Below are 20275 nucleotides of genomic sequence, written 5' to 3'. Positions count from 1 at the left end.
CATGCGTGTTGCCTGACGGGTTGTCGAGTGAACAATCCGTCAGCATTACCTACGTGATCAAAGTCTACCGCGTCCAGCGTAACACGCAGCGGTCACCGCTGAGGCGACGCTCGACCATCACGGCGCAAAGACTAGGTACTGAATCTTCGAGTTGCTTACGGATAAACGCACACAGGTTTTCGATTGTGGCCGGCCCCAGATCCTGCACCTCGTCAAGTAGTCGGTGATCGAGCATCTCGCGAACGCGGGTAATCTCGCTTCGTAGGTATCCCAGGTCAATTAGCATGCCGGAGGTGGCATCTGGTTGGCCTGCGACGGTGACCTCCGCTTCATAGGTATGCCCATGGATGCGGCGGCTACTTTCGGTCTCTATGCCACGATTCAACGTATGGGCAGCCTCAAAGTAGAACCGCTGCGACAATTCGCAGACCGTGTTGCTATTCGAGTTGAGCATGGACTCAGCGGTGGGCGAAGGGGAGGGAGGAGCAACTGGAGGCGTGGACATCAGCGGATCTCCAATATCTTGTGTGTTTGCACGGACAGTCGCCACTTGGTATTGGCTTGACAATAGGCAATTGCGGATCGAGTGTTTTGCCGTTGCAATGGACCATCCATTGGTTGTAATAGGTAGTACTTGAAGTCAGTGGCGGTAATGGTGTCGGGCAGCAGTCCCGGTTGTGGGTAGACGAGTTTCAACTCGTCACCGCTTTGCTGTACCCATTCTGTGCCAGCCTTGGGGCTGACACAGATCCAGTCGATACCGGCAGGCGCTGCGATGGTCCCATTTGTCTCAACCGCTACCTCGAAATCTTGGTTATGAAGTGAATTGATCAGGTCCTCATCGACCTGTAGCAACGGTTCACCTCCTGTGAGCACGACATAACGGTGCGCTTGGCCAACTGGCCACTGCGAGCTAATCCGCTCGACCAAGGCCTCCGCGCTCAGGTACTTACCTCCCGAGGTTCCATTTGTACCTACAAAATCGGTGTCACAGAACTGGCATACCGCTTGGGAGCGGTCGGCTTCCCGGCCGCTCCAGAGATTGCACCCAGCAAAGCGACAGAATACTGCTGGCCGGCCCGCTCGAAGCCCTTCTCCTTGCAGGGTGTAGAAAATTTCCTTAACGCTGTAGGTCATACGGCGTTATCCCGCTGGAATGCCTCGAAGCCGTTTCGGCGCAATTCGCAAGCTGGGCAGTCATTGCACCCATATCCCCACTCATGTCGATGCTGACGATCGCCTAGGTAACAGGTGTGGGTTTCCTCCTGTACAAACTCGACAAAGCCAAGCCCGCCAAGGTCTTTGGCCAAGCCCCATGTTTGTTTCTTATCCAGCCACATCAAGGGAGTCTCGATAACCAACGGTAAATCCATGCCAAGGCCGAGAGACACCTGCAGCGACTTCAGCGTGTTGTCTCGACAATCTGGATAGCCTGAGTAGTCCGTTTCACACATTCCGCCCACTAGTACGCTAAGTCCTCGTCGATACGCGATGGCGGCAGCAAAGGTGAAGAACAGCAGATTGCGCCCAGGGACAAAAGTGTTGGGAAGCCCGTTCTTCTCAAATTCTATTTCCTTCTCGGCTGTCATCGCTGTATCGCTGATCTGGCCGAGTAATTTGAGATCAAGTACGTAATCATCACCAAGTCGCTTAGCCCAGTTTGGGAACCTGTTACGTATTTCCAACAAGATGTTTATCCGGCACTGGAGTTCTATTTCGTGCCTCTGGCCATAATCAAAGCCAATAGTCTCAACGTACTCGTAGCGCTCTAGCGCCCAGGCAAGGCAGGTTGTGGAGTCTTGCCCGCCTGAAAATAAAACTAAGGCTTTTTTATGCATATTCCCATCCTCGGAACTGGGCGTGTATTTAGCGACGCTTCAATTCGTGCTTTAGCTTTTCGGTCAGGTACTTCGTAAGTAGTCCGATATCAGTAGGGGTATTTTGGATACCGTTCCAGGGGCGTTGGTCAGTTTCTGAAATATGCCATTCACCACTTGTCCATGCGGTATGAGGTTTCAAAAGTTTGAGGCCTTTGATGAACTCTTCTTTGCTGGCCGAACCTTGCTCGGAGTAAAGCATTTCCATAACGAAACTCAACGATACTAGGCCTGCCCCGTGCTTCAAACGTGAGTTTCTGGGCGCTAGTCCTTCCCACTCCGATCTGAAAACCACGCGCACAGCGTGAAAGAAATTGTTGATGAGTTCGATGCTGCGCCCCTCAAAGTCATCGAATTTCATAAAGCTACGAATGGCGCCGTCGTTAGCAGAGTTCATTACAAACTTCTGCATCGCCATATCGCTTAAAACTCCCTTGGGGTTTGTATGTTGCTTGATCTCGCCAAATAGAGAAGAGTTTGGTAAGAAGTTTAATAGATCAATAATGTGAGCTGCGAATTTGCGACTGGTAAATCTTTCGGGCAAGCCGTCAACAGTTGGTAGCAGTTCATAGATCAGTGACTTTGGAAGCGGCCGCGTATTGTTAACGAGCACAAACTGTTGTCGTAATTCGTTGTAGTCTTTACAAATCAATGCTGATACGAACACCTGGAACCCAGGCTTTTCCATCGTCGCAAGGGCACTGAGTCGTTGTTGGCCATCAACTACAAAGCCCGGCTTGGAATCAGTAGTCTCAATAACGATTTCTACGATGCCTTCGCCGAGGTCTTTAATCGTGACTCCATCTAGAAAGGCTAAGATGATCGCGTTAGGGAGCAATGCATCATCGCGTTGAAGGTAGTCGCGAATATCTCTAATGTGCGAGGCAACCTGATGGCGCTGAAAACCCTTAAGATGACCGTCCTCATTGCGTCCGACTCTCTCAATTTCAGAAAATTCTAAAATGTCATTTGGAGTGGCCGCGAAAGAAAATACGTCATGCCCGGATGCCTGTTGGGCGCGCACACCCTTGAATCGATAGATCATTGTTTCGAAGATTCCAGAGTTTTCTGAAGGTGGCGGTGATAAACGCCCAGGTTGTGAAACCCGCGTCTTTTGTTTCTGTTACTTGCTCTAAATATAATGGTTTCGATGCCGGTTGACTGGCAAATCGAGCACTGGCATTTTTGCCACGGCTTATCTCTCAGTGTGGGTGAGATTAGCCGGATATGTTTTGCTACTTCTTTTTCCATTTCTGCTGGTGATGATATCGATCCCGACAGTGTTAGCCGGAGATAGTCGACTAACACTCCTAGGGTTGAGTCAAAGTCGAGCAGGCCTTTATCGTACTCACGAATTGCTGATAATGCCGATTTTTCTTTTTTTTGTAGTTCTTCTGCGCTCAGCGTGCCTTTTTTTATTCCCTGCATAAGGCGTGGGTTTTCAATTGCCTGAGGGATGCGGATGGCGGTGTAATAATCCAGTTTGCTTGTTGTGGTGCCCATGTAATAGTTGCATTTTGCATCTTTGAATGCGCGTATGAGAGGGGACGTTGAGTCGAAACTGGTAATGCCATATCCAGTGAATTCATGTATGTTTTCGGCTTTGGCAAAGCCCAGGAGATGAATATTTGTTTCTGGCTTAAGAGTCGCACGAAGCGCTTTCAGAACTTCATGAATTTGATCGACCTTTAGAGGGACTAATCCCCCGATTGCCAAGTAGCGATATCCCATGTCTTCAAGTTGTTTGGCAGCGCTCGCCATGCTCTGTGGAGACCAACCCTGCACTGCTCCTAGAGGCTCAAAGGGCCATCCTGCCTCTTTCACCAGGCGCAGAAATTCTTGCGCATTTTTTAGTGTAATTTCGTACCGAAACAGCACATCTTCCGACTGACTCTCCGCTGGAGGATTGCTGGAGTCGCAGTCGAATATGATGTGGTCCGGCGAGCAACCGTGGGTGAATCCTGCATCTGAGTAAAACTCTACTACCTCGCTTGGGCTATACGCAGGGGTCGGATGCTCTACATAGGCGAAAGCCCCACAGTCACCCAAAACCATAGTGTCTTTGAACTGGACGCCATCGAGTCGTAGAAATTTGCGCACACCCTCTCTCAGGAAACGCTGCTGTTCGGAGGTTGAATACCGAACCTTTGAATTAGCGACCCCATTTGCGGGCCGCACAGCGCTCATCGAAACCAAGAGTCCGTCATAAGGGATAGGGGACATCATTTCGTGCGCATAACGGTCATCCCAGTATCTCTTACGGCCCGGCGCATTTCGATCGTTGATGAAGTCGTAGTCCGGGTCTACATAGTCTTGGGTGTCGGCGTATAAGAATTTCATTGGTGAGCGCTGGTCATATAGAGGCGGATCAAGGTTTCTTGCAGTACCTTGATATCTTGGGGGGTGCTTTGGATTTCATTCCACTGGGCATTAATAATCGGCCACTGACCTGACGTCCATGCACAGTAGGGGGCGACTCTGCTCAGTTCATTTAGTATGGCGTCGTAGGTCTCGTGCTGCCCTCCGATTTTGGCGTAGATCCGATCCATAAGGACGCCCATGGCAATTACCCCTGCAGAGTGCATGAGGCGACTGCTCTTGGACTCAAGTGCCCACGCCTCTGGGAACGTATCGCGGACAGCTCGCCAGAAGGTTGTCAGCAGGTGATACATGGACTCAACGTTAGCTGCACCGTCTCTGCTTGAGGTGTACGGAGCCAATGCCCCCAGCGGATTACTAATGCTATTCCGGATCATCGTAATGACAGCAGTGTCAGTGATAACTGCTTTGCAATTGTGCTCGGACGACCGCTTTATGAGTTTATAGAAAGGAGAGTTAGGATCACGGCTAAGAAGCCCGCATAACTCAGCCGGAGCTTTGCGAGCACTCAGTTCGCGGGGTAAAAGAATACCGCCCGTCTCTGGCAGTAGTTCATTGATCAGTCGAGTAGGCAAGGGCTTTGCTTTGTTGACTAAAATGAACTGCTCGCGCTGGGTGGTCAGGCTGTCAGATACGAAACCGATCACTGGAACTGGTAGATCTGAATTTGCTGCTTTCGCTAGCGCTATCGAGCGCTGTTGCCCGTCCACGATCCAGGCAGATCTCAAGCCTTCCTCCCTAATAGGGATCGTCAGGGTACCCGCTTGCGAAAGCCCCGCGTCGCCGGTCGGCTTGCTCCCGCGTGCGGCAACGAAGCGTAGGTCCGGAGACAGCGCCAGGATGATTGCGTTGGGGAAGAGCACGTTTCCCTGATTGAGGTACTCGGTAATCCCTTTGACATGGTTTTTAATCTCGGGGCGCTGGAAGCCCTTGAGGGGGCTACTGTCTTCGCGAGAAAGGCGGGTGATGTCAGCAATCCGGACCAGGTCAGATCCTTTGATGAATAATGCGTACACATCAAGGTTGTCGCCTTGAGTGGTGCGTAGTGCACGCACCACAATCGCATTTTCGCTCGTCATGCTTTGCTCTCTATGCTGTCCTGGCATTTGATGTCGCGCCAGATTTTCCGGAAACGCGATTGCTCGCACGAGACCTGGGCCACATCCCTTAGGTAGCGTAACAAGCGGGTGGAACTGCCTTTGTAGTCGGCCCACACACACTCGAGCATGTAGGCAATTTCACTGTCCGATGCTCGCCGTCGGACAGTCATTTTGGCTGGCGACAAATCATTCATCGCTTCGGAGACGGCCTTACGAGCGACTTCTGCAGGAGCACTCGACAGTTCAAGAACCTCAACGAAGTGACGCATGGCTCTCTGAGGGAAATCATTGCGAGTGCCTGGTAGTGTTGAGCCTTCAAGGCGTTCGTCATAGGGCATCGCCATGCTTCGCAAGCGACGGGGAAGCATCTCAATGCCTGGGCGCGAAGTGAATATCCTGACCTTGTCGATGTGTGCATCCTCTATTTTTTCGAGGTCTGCAGCTATCAACTGAACGTAGCTTGAAGTAAGTGCGATCAGCGTTAAATCGATGTCTGGATGGCTGACGAGATCAGCTAGGGCGCTTGCTCTTTCACGGGTGCCATTCACGGCTTCCCACCAGTCTGACGCGCGGAGCCCCCATTTTTGGAGGTGTGGGATGATAGAATTCGGATCTTGAGACACAGTCAGGTCGTAGGGCGGACACTTATGATCGCTCTCAACCAACCCTAAGCCTGTCGACGCGAACATTAGCCTCGCTCCCAGCCTCGTAGCGACGCACTTCGCGTCGGAAACGCTCCTACCCAGGTAAAGTGAAGATGCCGTCTGAGTGGCAGGACGCTCGTCGACTCGCTCCTTCCACGCTTGCGCCATAGCTGCAAGCGATGGGTAGCATTCGTCGCTCAGCACCACCGAGGGCAGGCCATCAAGGCGCTTTCGATTGGTGCAGTTGGTAATGATGACGGTTCTCATACGAAAAACTGCAAGCCTTTGTGGTGATGGTTCTACATTTATCTGGGGTCGCTAATTTAGCATTGAATAACTGCTTAGGCCATGAAAATTGTCTGGTTTTTGTGCGTTTAGGTTGGTATAAGGGCCTGAAAAGTGCTGTTGCCCCTCTGTTGGAGGGCGCTCAAAGAAGGAATAGTTTCATTGCTTAAGTTCAGCGCAATCAAGGCCTTACAGAGCCAAAGCCACCAGGTGGTATCGTTTGCGGCGACGGTTGAGCAGATTTTGGCGATCGCTAGCATCGACCGAGTCAAGCGTGATGATCGTGGAATTCTTAATGGATTCCAGCGGCCTCAGGTGTCCAAACACATACGAGAGATCCGCGATTACCTGACTCGTCCAGATGCGGTAATGCCCAATTCAGTGGTGCTAGCGTTCACCGGTGGAGTAAAGGTGGTTGAGGGGACTGGGGCTTATGCAGAAATTGAGGTGGACATTTCATCCGGTCCGCCTGGGTTCGTTGTAGATGGGCAGCAGCGTCTTTCTGCGTTAGCTGGGATCGAAGGAAGTTCGTTCCAGTTACTCGTTTCCGCCCTTGTCTGTAAGAGTCAGGAAGAACTTCGTCGGCAATTTATTCTAGTCAATAATACAAGTCCACTGCCAAAGTCTTTGGTTTACGAACTGCTTCCAGGAGTGAGTGGTCTTCCACTTAGAATGACTTCCCGCTCCCGAGCTGCTCGTATCGTGGAGATGCTGAATTATGACGATAGGTCTTCGTTGCAAGGGCAAATAAAGCAGCATACAAACCCTCTGGGCGTATTAGGTGATACTTCGCTTCAAAAGTTGGTGATGAACTCCCTTTCCGACGGCTACTGCCGAGAGGTTATTGAGTTGTCGGGCGGCGAAGATCTTTGCTTTTTAGCTATTAGCGAATTTTTCCAGGCGGTCCAAGAAGTATTTGGAGATGCTTGGCATGGACATACGCCAAAAAGTTCGCGCCTCGTCCATAGTGCAGGGATTATCTCTATGGGGTTCGTCATGGAACAGTTGTGTGCTACAGGAGTACCATTGGCTCCAGTGTTTAAGTTGGGTCTGAAAAAACTGCATGGCTATACTGCTTGGACGTCTGGTTCGGGGGATTGGTTTTTCAAAACTGGCAACCGGCCGTGGAACGGAATCCAAAATCTACATGGTGACATTCATCTCCTGACTGATCATTTGATTAGGGTGCTCAGGAGTTCGGAACTAATAGCTAGTTGAAGAGTAGATGCTGCCAATTTTTGGAGGTGTTATGACTGTGTTAAAGTCCTCAAGTAAATCTGCAGCACTGGACAGTGAAGTCAGTGTAAAGGAATTCTCAGAGCTTATTCTTCATTTGTCCATGGCTTTTCAGGAGGCATTGAGAAAGCTGGCAGGGCAAGATGCGGCTTTCCCTTCCGAAGGTTATGGTATGTTGACTGAAGCGTATGGATTGCGGACGCGTGCGAACATTCTCTACTTGACGCCTTCCACGCATGTGGTCCAAGGTTTGAATTTTACTCAAGCGACTATGCTCGAGAAGTTTGAAGAGGTATTGAATTGCCTTGGTGATGTAACTGATTTACATGTCGTTAACTCTATGTTGGTTTCCGTGGTTACTATTGCTTCAGCACTGGGTGATGGGCGAGCTAAAGTTGTAGAGTTCTTGTTCGATAATTTATGTTGTGATCTTGATTCATGGAAGGCTTGACGCGGCGGGTTGCCGGGAGAGGTAGGGCTGTTCTTGAGGGTTCTTGTCTATGTATCAAATTTTAAGGTGATTACAGGAATTCTCAATTATACGGCCTTGCTGGCGGCGAAGACTTTACTTTGACTAAACGTTTGAGTGTGGCTAAATCAAGCAAGCTCAAGTGCAGTAAGTCAGAGGAGTTCCTTTGAGTCTTTGCCTAGACGTTTGCATACCAGTAGGGCAGTGAGCCGATAATAGTAGTGGCTGTGATCGGAATGATTCTGCAGGTGTTGAGTAAGAAACCAGCGTAGATGTTTGAGTTGCCAAGTCCAAGGATTGTCTCGCTGCCATCTCCGTTGGATGGCGGCCTGCATGATTCGCGCTTGCCGTAGATGTCGTTGCTGGGTGCTCTTCGAGCCGCCCAATACTCCGCTGAGGAACAGCGCCATATCAAAGGGTTTGCTCATGATCGGCCACCAATGTAGGCCGACACCACATCAATCCGGTAGTGTCCAAGTTCAAGGCTGATTTGTTGACGCGCCCACTGATCAAGATCGCGGTCGATGTGGTAGCCGTGGCCATCATTGACTGGTGCAGCACGGCTGGTGAGTTGCGCGTAACGTTCGCAAGCGTAGGCCGCGCGCAGTTCATGAAAGCCCTTTATGCCGTGCTTGTGCAGAATTTCGCGAGCGGGGAGCACCGCCCGTTGTAAGAACGTGGCGTAGGTTTCGGCCCGGTGCAGTAAGTTGTGGCTGCCGATTGGCGATGCGTTGCGCGCCAATAGGAGTGATGCTTTGACCTCTTCATTGGCTATGATCCAACGCGGCGCTGATGCCCCGCTTCGCCCGCCTTTGGTACCGTCCTGGATATTGATGTGACCAAGCGACTCGGCCTCGTGGTGCAAGCGCGGCAGGTTCGCCAGGATCGCTTCGCGCAGGCGCATACCGGTAGTCCGGGCCAACATGATGATAGCGGCCACCCGTTCGTGTTGGTGTTCCACCAGCGACAGCGCCACTCGCTGTACGTCCTGATAATCTTGGCCGTCCGGCCCACGGGTGCGAACGTTGGATCGCTGCTGCCCCAACGCCTGACTCGGGCTGACGATTCTCACGTCCTGATCACCGCGCAGTGCAGCGAGGGTGCGGTTAACGCTGCTCAGGCGGTTTTGCGCGGTGGCGATGCACAGTTCGCCTTGCTGTATCAGCTCGCGTAGGTATGCGACGTAGTCTTGCAGTGTCTGTCGATCAATCTGGCGCGCATCGTTGTAACCAGGGCCGTCCTCTGACCGGCACCAGCGGACGAAGGCTTGCCAGCGATTGCTATGGGCGTTGACGGTGGCGAAGTGGCCGCCGGCGAACAGGTCTTCCAATGCCTGCCGGCCGGCGTAGCTCAGTTGGCGGCCGTAACCAAAGTTGCGACCGTCACGCCGACCGACCAGCGCCATTCTCTTCACCTTGATCGTTGGTTCGTAGGAGCAGCAGCAGGGCTTTCCAGTGGGCGCTGATGCTGTCCAGCTGCCCCCAGTTTGCTGGACGGATAAGAAGGGCGTTTTCGCGGTGTTGCAGCAGAGCCCCTTCTTTTTTCAACTGCTCGATGAGCCGAGCGAGGTCGGTTGACTCAGGTGTTGGAGCGGCGACAGCGGCGACACTGGCGACAACCCCCGCCGCATCTGGATTGGCACGTGGCGACAGAGTGGTGGCAGTGGCGGCGACACACCGTAACTCGGTCGGCGAGCGATGTTGCGCTCGATAGCGGCGCACGGCGTCATTGAGTCGGAACATGGCGCACCTCGAATATGTCCCCGTCATTGTCCAGCCAGTTATGGGCAACCAGTTGCAGCAATAACTCGAAGGTGTGCCGCGTGCTTTTACGGGCAAAGCGGGGGCCGTTGCGCGTAAGGTCGCGCAGGCGAAACGGTGGCCAGTTCTTCTTTATCAACCAGCGCAGCAGGCAATCAGCCTCTGCGCGAAGCTTATTCAGAGGCTCCTGTTCGGTCAGTCGTTGGTTCTCGGCCAGGTAGTAATCCATCAGCGTGGAGGCGCGCTGAATGTGCATGTCTTCCAATACAGTCGATTCCTCAACCACCGCCATCACACCAGCCATGCGTAGTACGTTCGCGGCGGCTTTGCTCGCTGCAGCTTGGACGTTGACCAGCTCGCCGAACTCCCCTGACTCGCATTCAATGGTGTCGTGAATGGCAATCCAGGCCTCACGGGCGCGGGGGCTCAACTCCAGGGCCGCAGGGTTGAGGCCGCCGTCTTTATGGCGTGACCAAGGCTTCTGCATCAGCGCGGCAATGCGCTGCTGGTACAGGTTCACCTTTGGATCTCGGGTCAGATCGATGGCTTTGTACAGCCGTTGACCAACCAGACGCTCCGGCCAACTGATCAGGCAGCGCCCCAGGATGCCTTGGTCTTTGATATCAGCGTCCTGCAGCAAGCGGTCGGCCAGGCGGGGTTGCAGCATCAAGTGCATGCTGAGACGGCGATCATAGGCACGCAGACTTTCCCCAACCATCGCGCGCGACCGATCAATCGGGCTACCGTCCCATAACGTCGACAAGTGAGTGATGGCCTTGATCATGTTGTCCTTGTTCATGGTGCTGCCGCCCAAAAACTGCCCGCCTTCATCGCTGAACAGCCCCATGCTCGGCAAACCATGGCAGAGGCTTTTGACCAGGCCTTCAATGGTCTGCTCAGCACTGAGGAGTCTCGGTTGGACGGGTTCAGGTTGGGCGTCCAGCGCTAGCTGTGCTGACTTTTTCGAGGTTGGCGATTTTGCGGTGAGGCTCATCGCTGCTCGGTGCGCCTTGAGTTGTTCGCCGTAAGCGATCCACTGCTGTCTCTCCCAGTCGCGTACGGCCTGCAGCGCAATATGGTCCACCGCGCTTTTGCGATCACCCGAGCAAGCCACCGTCAGCAAGTACAGCGACAACGGATAAATTCGGCCGTCGAGGTGAACATTGGCGTGCGCCTGGCTCGCCAAAGCTGCCGTGGCTAGAACAGATTGCGCGGCCATGGCGCAGGGCACGCCGATCACATCGGCCAAGCGTTCCACGGCAGGCCCCAATAGATCGCCTAGCGCCGCGATCGGGTAGGGTAGGGGCGGAATCTGCTGTTCCAACAAGGGGCGTGGTGGCCCTTGTACTTCGCGCAGTTGCATAGCCGTCCTCCATAAATTACCGATCTCTCCCTCACGTCATCCCGCCAAGAATGCTGAGTGTTATCAGGGATCAAGGCCCCTGCGACCTGTGAGGGTGTCCACTGACGCGGGACTGGCGACTCCTTACGACCAGGAGCAAGGGCATCTCATGATCTGGCCTCCTGAGCACCGTTGCCGGTGGGCGGGTGGAGGCTACATTGGCTGACGAGACCAGTGCCGCGAGATCCTGAGCCAGGTGCAAGCAGCACTGCGATGACCGGGGCATGCCTGGCTGTCAGTCAGGTGCAGTCCATTCCCTGGTCTGCGGCACCATCATCTATAGCGCTGTTGCTGGTGACATCGGCGTTTGTCACGCCGATTGTCACGAGGGGAATTGCCGCAAAGCCATGTGCGATGAGGGCTGCAGCAGTGGTAGGAGCGCCCGTCTCTTTTCTGGAAAAAGAGACGGGCGAACGGTTGGCGCAAAACGTTGGCCGAGCAGGTTCGTTGCTGCAGGGCTAAAGGGTTAGCGGGCAGCCGCACTAGGCGGATTGTTTAGAGGGCGTCCATCATTCTGGCGAATGACCGTGCGAGCCTCCGGGCGCGAATCGCACTTTGGGATGAACCACCGGGTTAGCGGCATGACCTTGAGGGCTCTGGTCATCTGGGGTGCTGCCTAAGGCAGCGCTTTGAGTCTTCGTTCTATCGGTCACCGCGGCACGGGTCAATTGGTGAAGGCCACATGGAAATGCGCCAGATTCCACCTCTGGCGTGCTTTGGAAGTCGGTGGCTGTCAGCGGCAAAGTGGCCGTTTGTCGCTTTTCTAGTGTTAGCCCGTGAGCATGGGGATGCGAAGCCTCCCCATGCTCACGGGCTTAGCCGGAGAAGCCAAAATAGAGGCGAGTTGGCGACTGTCGCCATCCGCTCAGACGGCAAGGAAGTAGATTGCACGCGGTCTGTCGCCAGTGTCGCCGTTGTCGCCGCCCTATCGGATGGGTACTACGTTCCGATCCTTGGCCACATTCATTGCGCTGGCCGAGAGATTGCCCGTCGACGCCTTCAGAATGTACTCGCTCCACCAAGCCATCATCGGCCGCCGTCGCTCGATGTAGTCGGCTCGGTTGTAGGCACTGCGCACCTCATCCTTGTCGACGTGCGCCAACGCCACTTCGATTAGCTCCGGATCCCACCCATGCTCATTCAAAATGGTGCTGGCCATCGAGCGCATGCCGTGACTGACCAAGCGGTCCTGGAAGCCCATGCGTTTCAACGCCATGTTAGCGGTCTGGCTATTGGCATGAGTACGAGGGTTTCGGTCTGCCGGGAAGACGTATTCTCGATGACCACTGTGGGACTTCAGTATCTCCAGCAATGACATGGCTTGATCGCTCAACGGGATGCTGTGCGGTCGGCGCTTCTTCATCCGCTCCGGCGGGATGGTCCAGACACGCCTTTCAAAATCGATGTCTGCCCAACGAGTAGTCGCCGCCTCGGCTGGGCGAGTCATGGTGTGCAACTGCCATTCGATCAAGCAGCGGGTGGTGCGCTTGATGCTGGCGTTCGCAATTTCCAGCATGAGCTCAGGAAGCTCCTCGGGTGGAAGTGCCGCCATGTTTTCTTTCTTCGGTTTCTTGAATACCGCCCGAATCCCGCTGAGCGGGTTCGCGAAGATCATTCCCGAATTGACCCCGTAGGTCATGATCTCGTTGAGGCGCTGGCTAAGCCGCTTCACCGTTTCCAAGCTGCCTTTGGCTTCGATAGGGCGAAGGATCTTGATCACCATCGGTGCACTGACTTCCGAGATTGGAGTCGATTTCATGCTCGGAAAAACGTGCAGCGTGAGTGAGCGCCAGATGTCCTCAGCATAGGCCGGCGTGACCGAGTCCTTTTTCAACTCGAACCAGGCGCTAGCTACTTTCTCGAACGTATGTTCTGTCTCGGCTAGTTTGGCCTGCGCGAGATCATTGCGCTGAGCTTTGGGGTCGATCCCCTGGGCAAGTACTTCCCTAGCTTCAACCGCTTTTCGCCGAGCTTGCGCCAGAGAGACCTCGGGATAGGAGCCGAGCGCCATGTTGATTCGATTCTTGGTGACCGGATGCCTGTAGTTGAAATTCCACTGCATCGAGCGGTTGACCCGGACTCGGAGCTGGAGCCCGTCGCCATCCGTGAGGACGTAGTCCTTGTCTTTGGGCTTGACCGCCTTGAGCTGGCGGTCTGAGAGTCGAGCTGTTTGAGCGCACATGGGAGAGCTCCATGACACCTTTTGGTATTCCCAAGATTAGCCCCAGGTAGGCTGGAATACCACCGGGAATACCGGGATGGCTGGAACTCAAAAAACCGTTATGGCCCTCAAAAGAGCAGTAAACCCTTGATTTAACTGACTTCCAGGCACAAAAAAAGACGTCCGTGGACGTCTTTTTTTGATCATTTGGTGGAGCCGGGGGGATTTGAACCCCCGTCCGCCAGTGCTCCGCTGTCGGTACTACATGCGTAGCCGTGTCTATTGAGTTAACCCTCAGCGACCCGACGGGCAGGGTGCTTTGGGCGAGTTGTGTAAGTTTTAGCCGCTTCGTCCACAACGTACTGCACGGCGATTCTGTTCTATATGACAATCATTTCGGGTTTACAGACATCCCCTGATGATTGCTGGGCCCGAAGGCACCAGGAGTGCATGTCAGCTGCAATTAAGCAGCGAGAGCAGCACCGTATTGGTCGTCATTGGCAACTATAAGAAGTTGCAACAGTGGATTTACGAGTTCTGTTACCAACTCGGCATGCACCTAAAGTTTCGCCACCGGCGTCGAATCCTAATCGGCCCCGAACCCGTTGCTCGGTATTTCTCTTTGAACAACAGGCACGTGCAGTGTACGCCAAACCGCTGGCGAGGCCAACCCGAAGGTTGGCCCGATCACGGATCAGCTCTTGCCGTCCTTGTTCGCGTTGCGGATGTCTTGGATGGTCTGGGTGGTTTCGGTGATGCATTTCTTGGTGCCATCGTCGGTGTTTTGCGCCTGGTAGGCCTTGGCCTGTTGGACGCTGGCGTCCACCCGGGCGCTCATGTCCGCGGGAATCTGGGCCTTGGCGTTGGCGATGGTTTGCAGGTTGGTCTCGCACAGGTCTTCGGTGCCGCCGGCGGCGAACGCGGCGGAGGTCAGCATCGAGGCGGTGACGAACAGACCGAACAGCACAGAACGTTTCATGGGCAATCTCCTTGAACTGAGGATCCAGACTTCGCTGGCCGTCAGGACGGGCAACCGGATGAAGGAACAGCCCCGTTCGGCGGGGCTTGTTCGGTGGACTGCGGGTGTTCGTCAGGGTTCTGTTTTTTTTCAGGCGGGCGTTTCGCTGCGTTTGGCCCGGGTCACGCGATCCACCAGGTAGACCAGTCCGTGGTAGTCGATGCCGCCGTGCTGCGTCAGGCCGATCTCACAGGTGCGGCTGGTGGAGATCCCCTCGCTGCACTGCTGCACCGCGTCCTTGAGGGTACGCAGCGAATGGCGGTTGAGTTCCGGCGTGGTGAAGCCCTTGTCGCCGGCGAAACCGCAGCAGTGGATGCCTTCCGGGATGACCACGTTCTTGCTGCACTTGCGCGCCAGGTCGATCAGCGCCTGGCTTTCGCCCAGGTGTTGGGTGCTGCAGGTCACGTGCACCGCAATCGGTGCGTCCTGGGGCGTGAACTCCAGCCGGTCGAGAAGATGCGTACGGATGAAGCGCACGGGGTCGTACAGATCCAGGCGAACATCGCCGACATCCTGCACCAGCCGCAGGGTGCAGGGGCTGGTGTCGCAGTAGATCGGGTCGAGCCCGCCGCGGCTGGCCTGGAGCAGGGCGCCGATCAGTTCCTGGCGCTTGTGTTCGGCCTGCTCGGCATAGCCCTTGGAAGCGAACGGCTGGCCGCAGCAGAGGCTGTCCTGATTCTCCGGGAAGACTACTTGATACCCGGCCTTTTCCAGCAGTTGACGGGTTTTGTCGTACAGCGACATCTGTTCCCTGTCACCCGCCGCCGGTCCCATCACCCGCGACACGCACGCCGCCAGGTACACCACGCGCGGGCGCTCGTCGTTGACGGTTGGGCTGAAGCGCACGGCGCGCTCCGGTTGCGGCATCGCGTTCGTCCACTGCGGCACCTGCCCTTTGGACAGGCGCGTCAGCGTCGCCGACAGCTTCGCCAAGCGCGGGGCTCCCAACAGCATGCGGGCGCCGTTGGCCACGTGCAGGGTGAAGCGTGCGCCTTGCAGCGTCGTGGCGAAATTTCCTTCGATCCAGTTAGCGGTTTTCGTATGCGTCGCGTGTCGGCCCCGGAGCTTTTTCACCAGCTCGCCGGTATTGATTCCGACCGGGCAGCGTTGCGCGCACAGGCCGGTGGCGGCGCAGGTGTCGATGCCTTGGTAGTCGTAGGCCTTTTCCAGCTCGGTGGTGTCGACCCCGGCGCGCTTCCTCGCCTGAATGTCACGCCAGATCACGATGCGCTGGCGCGGGCTCAGGGTCAGGCCCTTCGACGGGCAAACCGGTTCGCAGAAGCCGCATTCGATGCACTTGTCGACGATCTCGTCCGCCGCCGGCAGCGGTTTGAGGTGCTTGAGGTGGATCTGCGGGTCTTCGCTGAGCACAACGTCCGGATTGAGGATGCCATCGGGGTCGAGGAGGCGCTTGAGTTGCCACATCAACTGGTAGGCGTCGCTGCCCCATTCCAGTTCGACGAACGGCGCCATGTTGCGGCCGGTGCCGTGCTCGGCCTTCAGCGAACCGCCGAACTCCACTGCCACCAATTGCGCCACGTCGTCCATGAACGCCTGGTAGCGTGCGACTTCTTCTGCGCTGTTGAAGCCTTGGGTGAAGACGAAGTGCAGATTGCCTTCCAAAGCGTGTCCGAAAAGGATCGCTTCGTCGTAGCGGTGTTTGTCGAACAGTTCGATCAGACGGTTCACACCGATGGCCAGTTGTTCCACCGGGAAGGTCACGTCTTCGATGATCACCGTGGTGCCGGTCTTGCGCACCGCGCCGACGGCGGGAAAGGTGTCCTTGCGGATCGCCCAGAGCCGGGCGTTCTCGGTCGGGTCTTCGGTGAAGTCGACCTGCTTTTCCACCGGGAATCCACTGAGCGACGCCATGATCTGCGCCAGCTGTTCCTGCAGCAATGTGGAAGAGGCGGCGCGGGATTCGATCAGCAAGGCGCAGGCATTGTTCGACAGGTGCTGTACGAAATCCGGCATGCCGGGTTTGTCTTGCACCGAGCGCAGGCTGCGCCGGTCAAGCAGTTCCACCGCCGATACCGGCTGGCGCTTGAGCACCGTGACGGCGTTGCAGCAGGTCTCCACATCCGGGAACACGATCAGCGCCGAGGCCTTGTTCGGGTGGTCGACCACGGTGTCGTAGGTCACCGCGCTGATGAAGCCGAGGGTGCCTTCGGAGCCGACCAGCAGGTGGCTCAAGATATCCACAGGCTCGTCGAAATCCACCAGGGCGTTGAGCGACAGGCCGGTGGTGTTTTTCAGACGGTATTTGTGGCGGATTCGCGCAGCCAGTTCGGTATTGGCGCGGGTCCCGCGGCCTAATGTCGCCAGGCGCTCCAGAAGTTCGCCGTGGCTTGCGCGAAACGCCGCGACGCTGGCGGCATCTTCGGTGTCCAGGCGCGTGCCGTCGGCCAGCACCAAACGGATGCCGGCCAGGGTGTGATAGGTGTTCTGCGCAGTGCCGCAGCACATGCCGCTGGCGTTGTTGGCGACGATGCCGCCGATCTTGCAGGCGTTGATCGACGCCGGATCCGGCCCGATCTTGCGCCCGAACGGCGCCAGCCAAGCGTTGGCCTGTGCGCCGATTACGCCCGGCTGCAGACGGATCTGCGCGCCGTGGCCGCGGATTTCACGGCCGTTCCAGTTGTCGCCCAGCACGATCAGCACCGAATCGCTGATCGCCTGGCCGGACAGGCTGGTGCCGGCGGCGCGGAAGGTCACCGGCACCCGGTTGCGGCGGGCCAGTTTCAGCAGCGCCACCACTTCGTCTTCGGATTCGACGCGGACCACCAGTTTCGGGATCAGCCGGTAGAAGCTCGCGTCGGTGCCGAACGCCAGGGTCGACAGGGGATCGTCGAAGCGGCGTTCGGCCGGAATCAGTTGCTGCGCATCGCGCAGGAAAGCCGCCGGTAACGTCATTGGTCCTCCAGGATCAACACCACCAGGTCTTTCGGGCCGTGGGCACCGTAGGCCAGCACTTGCTCGATGTCGGCGGTCTTCGACGGGCCGGACACCAGCAACGCGTTGGTCGGCATGCCCTGGGCCCATTCGAATTCCTGCTGCACCTGGTAGAAGTTGTCGCGGATCTGGCTGGCCTTGAGCAGGGCGAAGTGCACGGTCGGCACCAGGCTCATCAGGCGCGGCTCTTCCCGGGTCGGCCAGAGGATCAGGCTACCGGTGGCGGCGATGGCGCCGAGGGTGCCGGTGAGGCTCGCCGGCGTGTCGTTGAACAGCTCGGCTTTCCATTCTTCCATCGGCCGGTCGTAGGCCTTGAGCACCGGCAGGGCGGGATTGTTCGACCAGTGTTGTGCGATCTGTCGGCCATGATCGGTGGTCGGTGCGACCAGCAGGCTGGGCAACTGACGGTCGCTCAGCAGTTGGGCGAGCAGGGCAGGCCAGCCGTCGCCGGTGGTCAGATGGATCTCGGTGTGCACCGCTTCCATCAGTTTTCGCAGTTGCGGGATGCGTTGTTCGGCCGCGTAGGTGTAAGGCTGCGTCACCAGATCGACATCGAAGTTGTCGGCAATCGGTGTGGTGCCGGTCAGGCTCTTGCGCAACTTGCCGAGGATGTTTTGCTTGGCGCTCATCAGCGGTCTCCCTCTTTGCCCAGATGTTCCCGGGCCATGTCGTGCAGCGAGCGGGCGGCGGGTTTCGGCGCGCTGTGGTTCTGTGTCCATGGGCCGACGTTGTTCGGCGTCAGTGCGCGCAGGCGTGTGGCTGCGAACGTGAACAGCCGGTACAGCGCCGGCGAGCTGTTGAGCTTGGCCCAGGCGTTCCAGATGAAGCGCTCCTTGCGCGAATACTTGCTGCCCTGGCCGCGCATCACCGGGTTCGGCGCGTCCGGCGCCTTGACGTTCTCTTCGCGCAGGCGGCGCAGCAGCGACGGGATCGGAATCTTCACCGGGCACACCTCGCCGCAAGCCCCGCACAGGGACGACGCGCTCGGATGGTCCGGAACTTTCGCCAGGCCGACCATGTGCGGGGTGATGATCTTGCCGATGGGGCCTGGGTAGACCTCGCCGTAGGTGTGGCCGCCGACGCGGGTGTAGACCGGGCAATGGTTCATGCACGCGCCGCAGCGGATGCAGTTGAGGGTCTGGCGCAGTTCGTTGTCGGCGAAGGCCTGGCTGCGGCCGTTGTCGAGCAGCACCAGGTGCACTTCCTGAGGGCCGTCGAGTTCGTGTGCCTTGCGCGGGCCGGAGATCATGTTGACGTAGGTGGTGATCGGGATGCCCAGGGCCGAGCGGGTCAGCAGGGACAGCAGCGGCACCACGTCGCGCAGGTTTTCCACCACCTTCTCGATGCCGGTGACGGCAATGTGCACCGGCGGCACCGTGGTGGTCATGCGGCCGTTGCCTTCGTTCTCCACCAGCAGCAGGGTGCCGGTCTCGGCCACGGCGAAGTTGACGCCGGAGACGCCGATGTCCGCCTCGAAGAATTTCTGTCGCAGCACCCTGCGACCGATCTGAATGAGTTGGTCGACGTCCTTGGTGTACTCCACGCCGAGTTTGTCGTGGAACAAGGACGCGACCTGACCGGCGTTCTTGTGGATGGCCGGCATAATGATGTGAGAGGGCTTTTCGTGGTCGAGCTGGACGATGTATTCCCCCATGTCGGACTCCAGACATTCAATGTCCCGAGCCTCAAGGAAATGGTTCATCTCCATCTCTTCGCTGACCATCGATTTGCCTTTGATCACTTGCCGCGCCTCGTGAGCGCGGATGATCGAAAGGACGATGCCATTGGCTTCGTCCACCGTTTCCGCCCAGTGCACAGTCACACCGTTGCGGGTCAGGTTCTGTTCCAGTTGCTCGAGCAGGTCGGGCAGCTTGGACAGCGCGCGGGCCTTGATCGCATTGCCCAAAGCGCGCAGGTGTTCTCGTTCATGGGCATCGCTGAAGGCCGCCGCTCGCTTGGCCATCAGTGAGTCCATCGCCGTGCGGAAGTTGTTCCGCAACTGCTTGTCGCCCAGGGCGTTGTGGGCCCGGGCGCGGAAATCTTCTTCTACGGCAACCGTAGGAATGATCGTCGAGGCGCTCACTTCGCACCTCCGGTCCGCTGCCACAGGAAGCTGGCCAAATGTTGGCCGCGCAGCGCTTCCTTTTGTTTCTCCAGCGAACCGTTGATGTTCATCAAACAGCCGCAGTCGGCGCTCAGCACCTGGTGCGCGCCGGATTCCTTCAGCGCGCGGGTCTTGTCGGCCACCATCGTGCCGGAAATGTCTGGCATACGGACGCTGAATGTCCCACCGAAGCCACAGCATTCGCTTTCATGGTCATGGTTGACCCGTTCCACGTTGCTCAACTGCGCCAACAGCTCGCGGCCGTGCAGGTGGGTGTTCATCTCCCGGCGCGCCGAGCACGAGGTGTGCAAGGCGACCTTCACCGGCTCGCCGCTGTCCTCAAGCTGCACCTTGCAGACGAACAGCAGGAACTCGGCCAGCTCATAGGTGCGGGCCGCGAGGGCCTGCACCTGTTGCAGCGTGTCCGGCTCGTCCTTGAACAAGTCGGCGTAATGCTCGCGGATCATTCCCGCGCACGAGCCCGACGGCACCACCACCGGCCAATCCCCGGCGAACAGCGCCAGTTGCGAGCGCGCCACGCTCCGGGCCTGCTCGGTGTAACCGGAGGTGTAGGCCGGTTGTCCGCAGCAGGTCTGCCCTTGCGGGTAGTCGACCCGGATGCCTTCGCGCTCCAGCAGGCGGATCGCGTCCATCCCGGCTTCGGGGTAGAACAGATCCACCACGCAGGTCCCGAACAGGTAGACCCGCGACGGTTTCTCGCCGGGGTATTGCCGGGGCTCGGGCAGGGGCGGTGCGACGCGGGTGGCGTTGGGCACGGCGTTGTAGAAAAGCTCGCTCATCAGGCGTGTCTCCGGGTGGGCCCGGTTATCCGTCTGTGCGGCTGCCGAATATAGAGCGCGTTGCTTTCAGCAGCCTTACAGACCGGGG

At 57.0% G+C, this 20275-nt stretch carries 19 protein-coding genes and 1 other RNA gene; 2 read left to right on the top strand and 18 right to left on the bottom strand.

Annotation, left to right across the window (positions count from 1 at the left end; genetic code table 11):
* Positions 1-64: 64 nt before the first annotated feature.
* Genes CAG29_RS19465 through CAG29_RS28305 form a run of 7 tightly spaced genes read right to left on the bottom strand, consistent with a single transcriptional unit; the run spans position 65 to position 5904 of the window.
* Positions 65-454, bottom strand: a complete 390-nt coding sequence (locus CAG29_RS19465; RefSeq protein WP_218191444.1) for a 6-carboxytetrahydropterin synthase — start codon at positions 452-454, stop codon at positions 65-67.
* 50 nt (positions 455-504) lie between these two features.
* Positions 505-1137, bottom strand: a complete 633-nt coding sequence (gene queE, locus CAG29_RS19460; RefSeq protein ID WP_085694985.1) for a 7-carboxy-7-deazaguanine synthase — start codon at positions 1135-1137, stop codon at positions 505-507.
* Positions 1134-1838 (bottom strand): 7-cyano-7-deazaguanine synthase QueC, encoded by a 705-nt coding sequence (gene queC / locus CAG29_RS19455; RefSeq protein WP_085694984.1) that lies wholly within the window; start codon positions 1836-1838, stop codon positions 1134-1136. Before queC ends, queE begins: the two co-directional genes overlap by 4 nt.
* A 28-nt stretch (positions 1839-1866) precedes the next feature.
* Entirely contained in the window at positions 1867-2922 is a 1056-nt protein-coding gene (gene dbpB, locus CAG29_RS19450) for a DGQHR domain-containing protein DpdB (protein ID WP_085694983.1), read from the bottom strand.
* Positions 2919-4217: a tRNA-guanine transglycosylase DpdA gene (dpdA, locus tag CAG29_RS19445; RefSeq protein ID WP_085694982.1), complete on the bottom strand. Its 1299-nt coding sequence runs from the start codon at positions 4215-4217 to the stop codon at positions 2919-2921. The genes dbpB (CAG29_RS19450) and dpdA overlap by 4 nt, the downstream gene beginning before the upstream one ends.
* Positions 4214-5335: a DGQHR domain-containing protein DpdB gene (gene dbpB, locus CAG29_RS19440; protein WP_085694981.1), complete on the bottom strand. Its 1122-nt coding sequence runs from the start codon at positions 5333-5335 to the stop codon at positions 4214-4216. The genes dpdA and dbpB (CAG29_RS19440) overlap by 4 nt, the downstream gene beginning before the upstream one ends.
* Entirely contained in the window at positions 5332-5904 is a 573-nt protein-coding gene (locus tag CAG29_RS28305) for a hypothetical protein (RefSeq protein WP_139831512.1), read from the bottom strand. The genes dbpB (CAG29_RS19440) and CAG29_RS28305 overlap by 4 nt, the downstream gene beginning before the upstream one ends.
* 543 nt (positions 5905-6447) lie before the next feature.
* Here CAG29_RS28305 and dbpB (CAG29_RS19430) point away from each other — a divergent pair.
* Positions 6448-7503, top strand: coding sequence for a DGQHR domain-containing protein DpdB (gene dbpB, locus CAG29_RS19430; protein ID WP_218191443.1), 1056 nt, complete (start codon positions 6448-6450; stop codon positions 7501-7503).
* 31 nt (positions 7504-7534) lie between these two features.
* On the top strand, positions 7535-7972 hold the full coding sequence (locus CAG29_RS28300) for a hypothetical protein (protein ID WP_139831511.1): 438 nt from the start codon (positions 7535-7537) through the stop codon (positions 7970-7972).
* A gap of 170 nt (positions 7973-8142) precedes the next feature.
* Here CAG29_RS28300 and CAG29_RS28805 read toward each other — a convergent pair whose 3' ends face one another.
* From CAG29_RS28805 to CAG29_RS19375, 11 genes are all read right to left on the bottom strand, one after another.
* Positions 8143-8418, bottom strand: coding sequence for a hypothetical protein (locus CAG29_RS28805; protein ID WP_085694979.1), 276 nt, complete (start codon positions 8416-8418; stop codon positions 8143-8145).
* Positions 8415-9395 carry an integrase domain-containing protein gene (locus tag CAG29_RS19420; protein ID WP_085694978.1) on the bottom strand — a complete coding sequence of 327 codons (981 nt, stop codon included), beginning with the start codon at positions 9393-9395 and terminating at the stop codon, positions 8415-8417. Before CAG29_RS19420 ends, CAG29_RS28805 begins: the two co-directional genes overlap by 4 nt.
* On the bottom strand, positions 9373-9732 hold the full coding sequence (locus CAG29_RS19415; protein ID WP_085694977.1) for a hypothetical protein: 360 nt from the start codon (positions 9730-9732) through the stop codon (positions 9373-9375). Before CAG29_RS19415 ends, CAG29_RS19420 begins: the two co-directional genes overlap by 23 nt.
* Positions 9716-11113 carry a YfjI family protein gene (locus CAG29_RS19410; protein ID WP_085694976.1) on the bottom strand — a complete coding sequence of 466 codons (1398 nt, stop codon included), beginning with the start codon at positions 11111-11113 and terminating at the stop codon, positions 9716-9718. The genes CAG29_RS19415 and CAG29_RS19410 overlap by 17 nt, the downstream gene beginning before the upstream one ends.
* A 964-nt stretch (positions 11114-12077) precedes the next feature.
* Positions 12078-13334 carry an integrase domain-containing protein gene (locus tag CAG29_RS19405; RefSeq protein ID WP_085694975.1) on the bottom strand — a complete coding sequence of 419 codons (1257 nt, stop codon included), beginning with the start codon at positions 13332-13334 and terminating at the stop codon, positions 12078-12080.
* 187 nt (positions 13335-13521) lie between these two features.
* Positions 13522-13911: a transfer-messenger RNA gene (gene ssrA / locus CAG29_RS19400) on the bottom strand.
* A 96-nt stretch (positions 13912-14007) separates the two neighbouring features.
* Entirely contained in the window at positions 14008-14292 is a 285-nt protein-coding gene (locus CAG29_RS19395) for a hypothetical protein (protein ID WP_085694974.1), read from the bottom strand.
* A 129-nt stretch (positions 14293-14421) separates the two neighbouring features.
* On the bottom strand, positions 14422-17244 hold the full coding sequence (locus CAG29_RS19390) for an FAD-binding and (Fe-S)-binding domain-containing protein (RefSeq protein ID WP_085694973.1): 2823 nt from the start codon (positions 17242-17244) through the stop codon (positions 14422-14424).
* Positions 17241-17912, bottom strand: coding sequence for a lactate utilization protein C (locus tag CAG29_RS19385; RefSeq protein ID WP_085656194.1), 672 nt, complete (start codon positions 17910-17912; stop codon positions 17241-17243). Before CAG29_RS19385 ends, CAG29_RS19390 begins: the two co-directional genes overlap by 4 nt.
* Positions 17912-19366 (bottom strand): LutB/LldF family L-lactate oxidation iron-sulfur protein, encoded by a 1455-nt coding sequence (locus tag CAG29_RS19380; protein ID WP_085694972.1) that lies wholly within the window; start codon positions 19364-19366, stop codon positions 17912-17914. The genes CAG29_RS19385 and CAG29_RS19380 overlap by 1 nt, the downstream gene beginning before the upstream one ends.
* The gene (locus tag CAG29_RS19375; protein ID WP_085694971.1) at positions 19363-20187 is read right to left on the bottom strand and encodes a (Fe-S)-binding protein; all 825 of its coding nucleotides are present in this window, start codon (positions 20185-20187) and stop codon (positions 19363-19365) included. The genes CAG29_RS19380 and CAG29_RS19375 overlap by 4 nt, the downstream gene beginning before the upstream one ends.
* Positions 20188-20275 lie beyond the last annotated feature (88 nt).

Source organism: Pseudomonas sp. B7(2017) (assembly GCF_002112745.1).
GTDB classification, from domain to species: Bacteria; Pseudomonadota; Gammaproteobacteria; order Pseudomonadales; family Pseudomonadaceae; genus Aquipseudomonas; species Aquipseudomonas ekonensis.
Note: the sequence above shows the minus strand (reverse complement) of the source record. Positions and strands in the feature narration are given on the sequence as shown.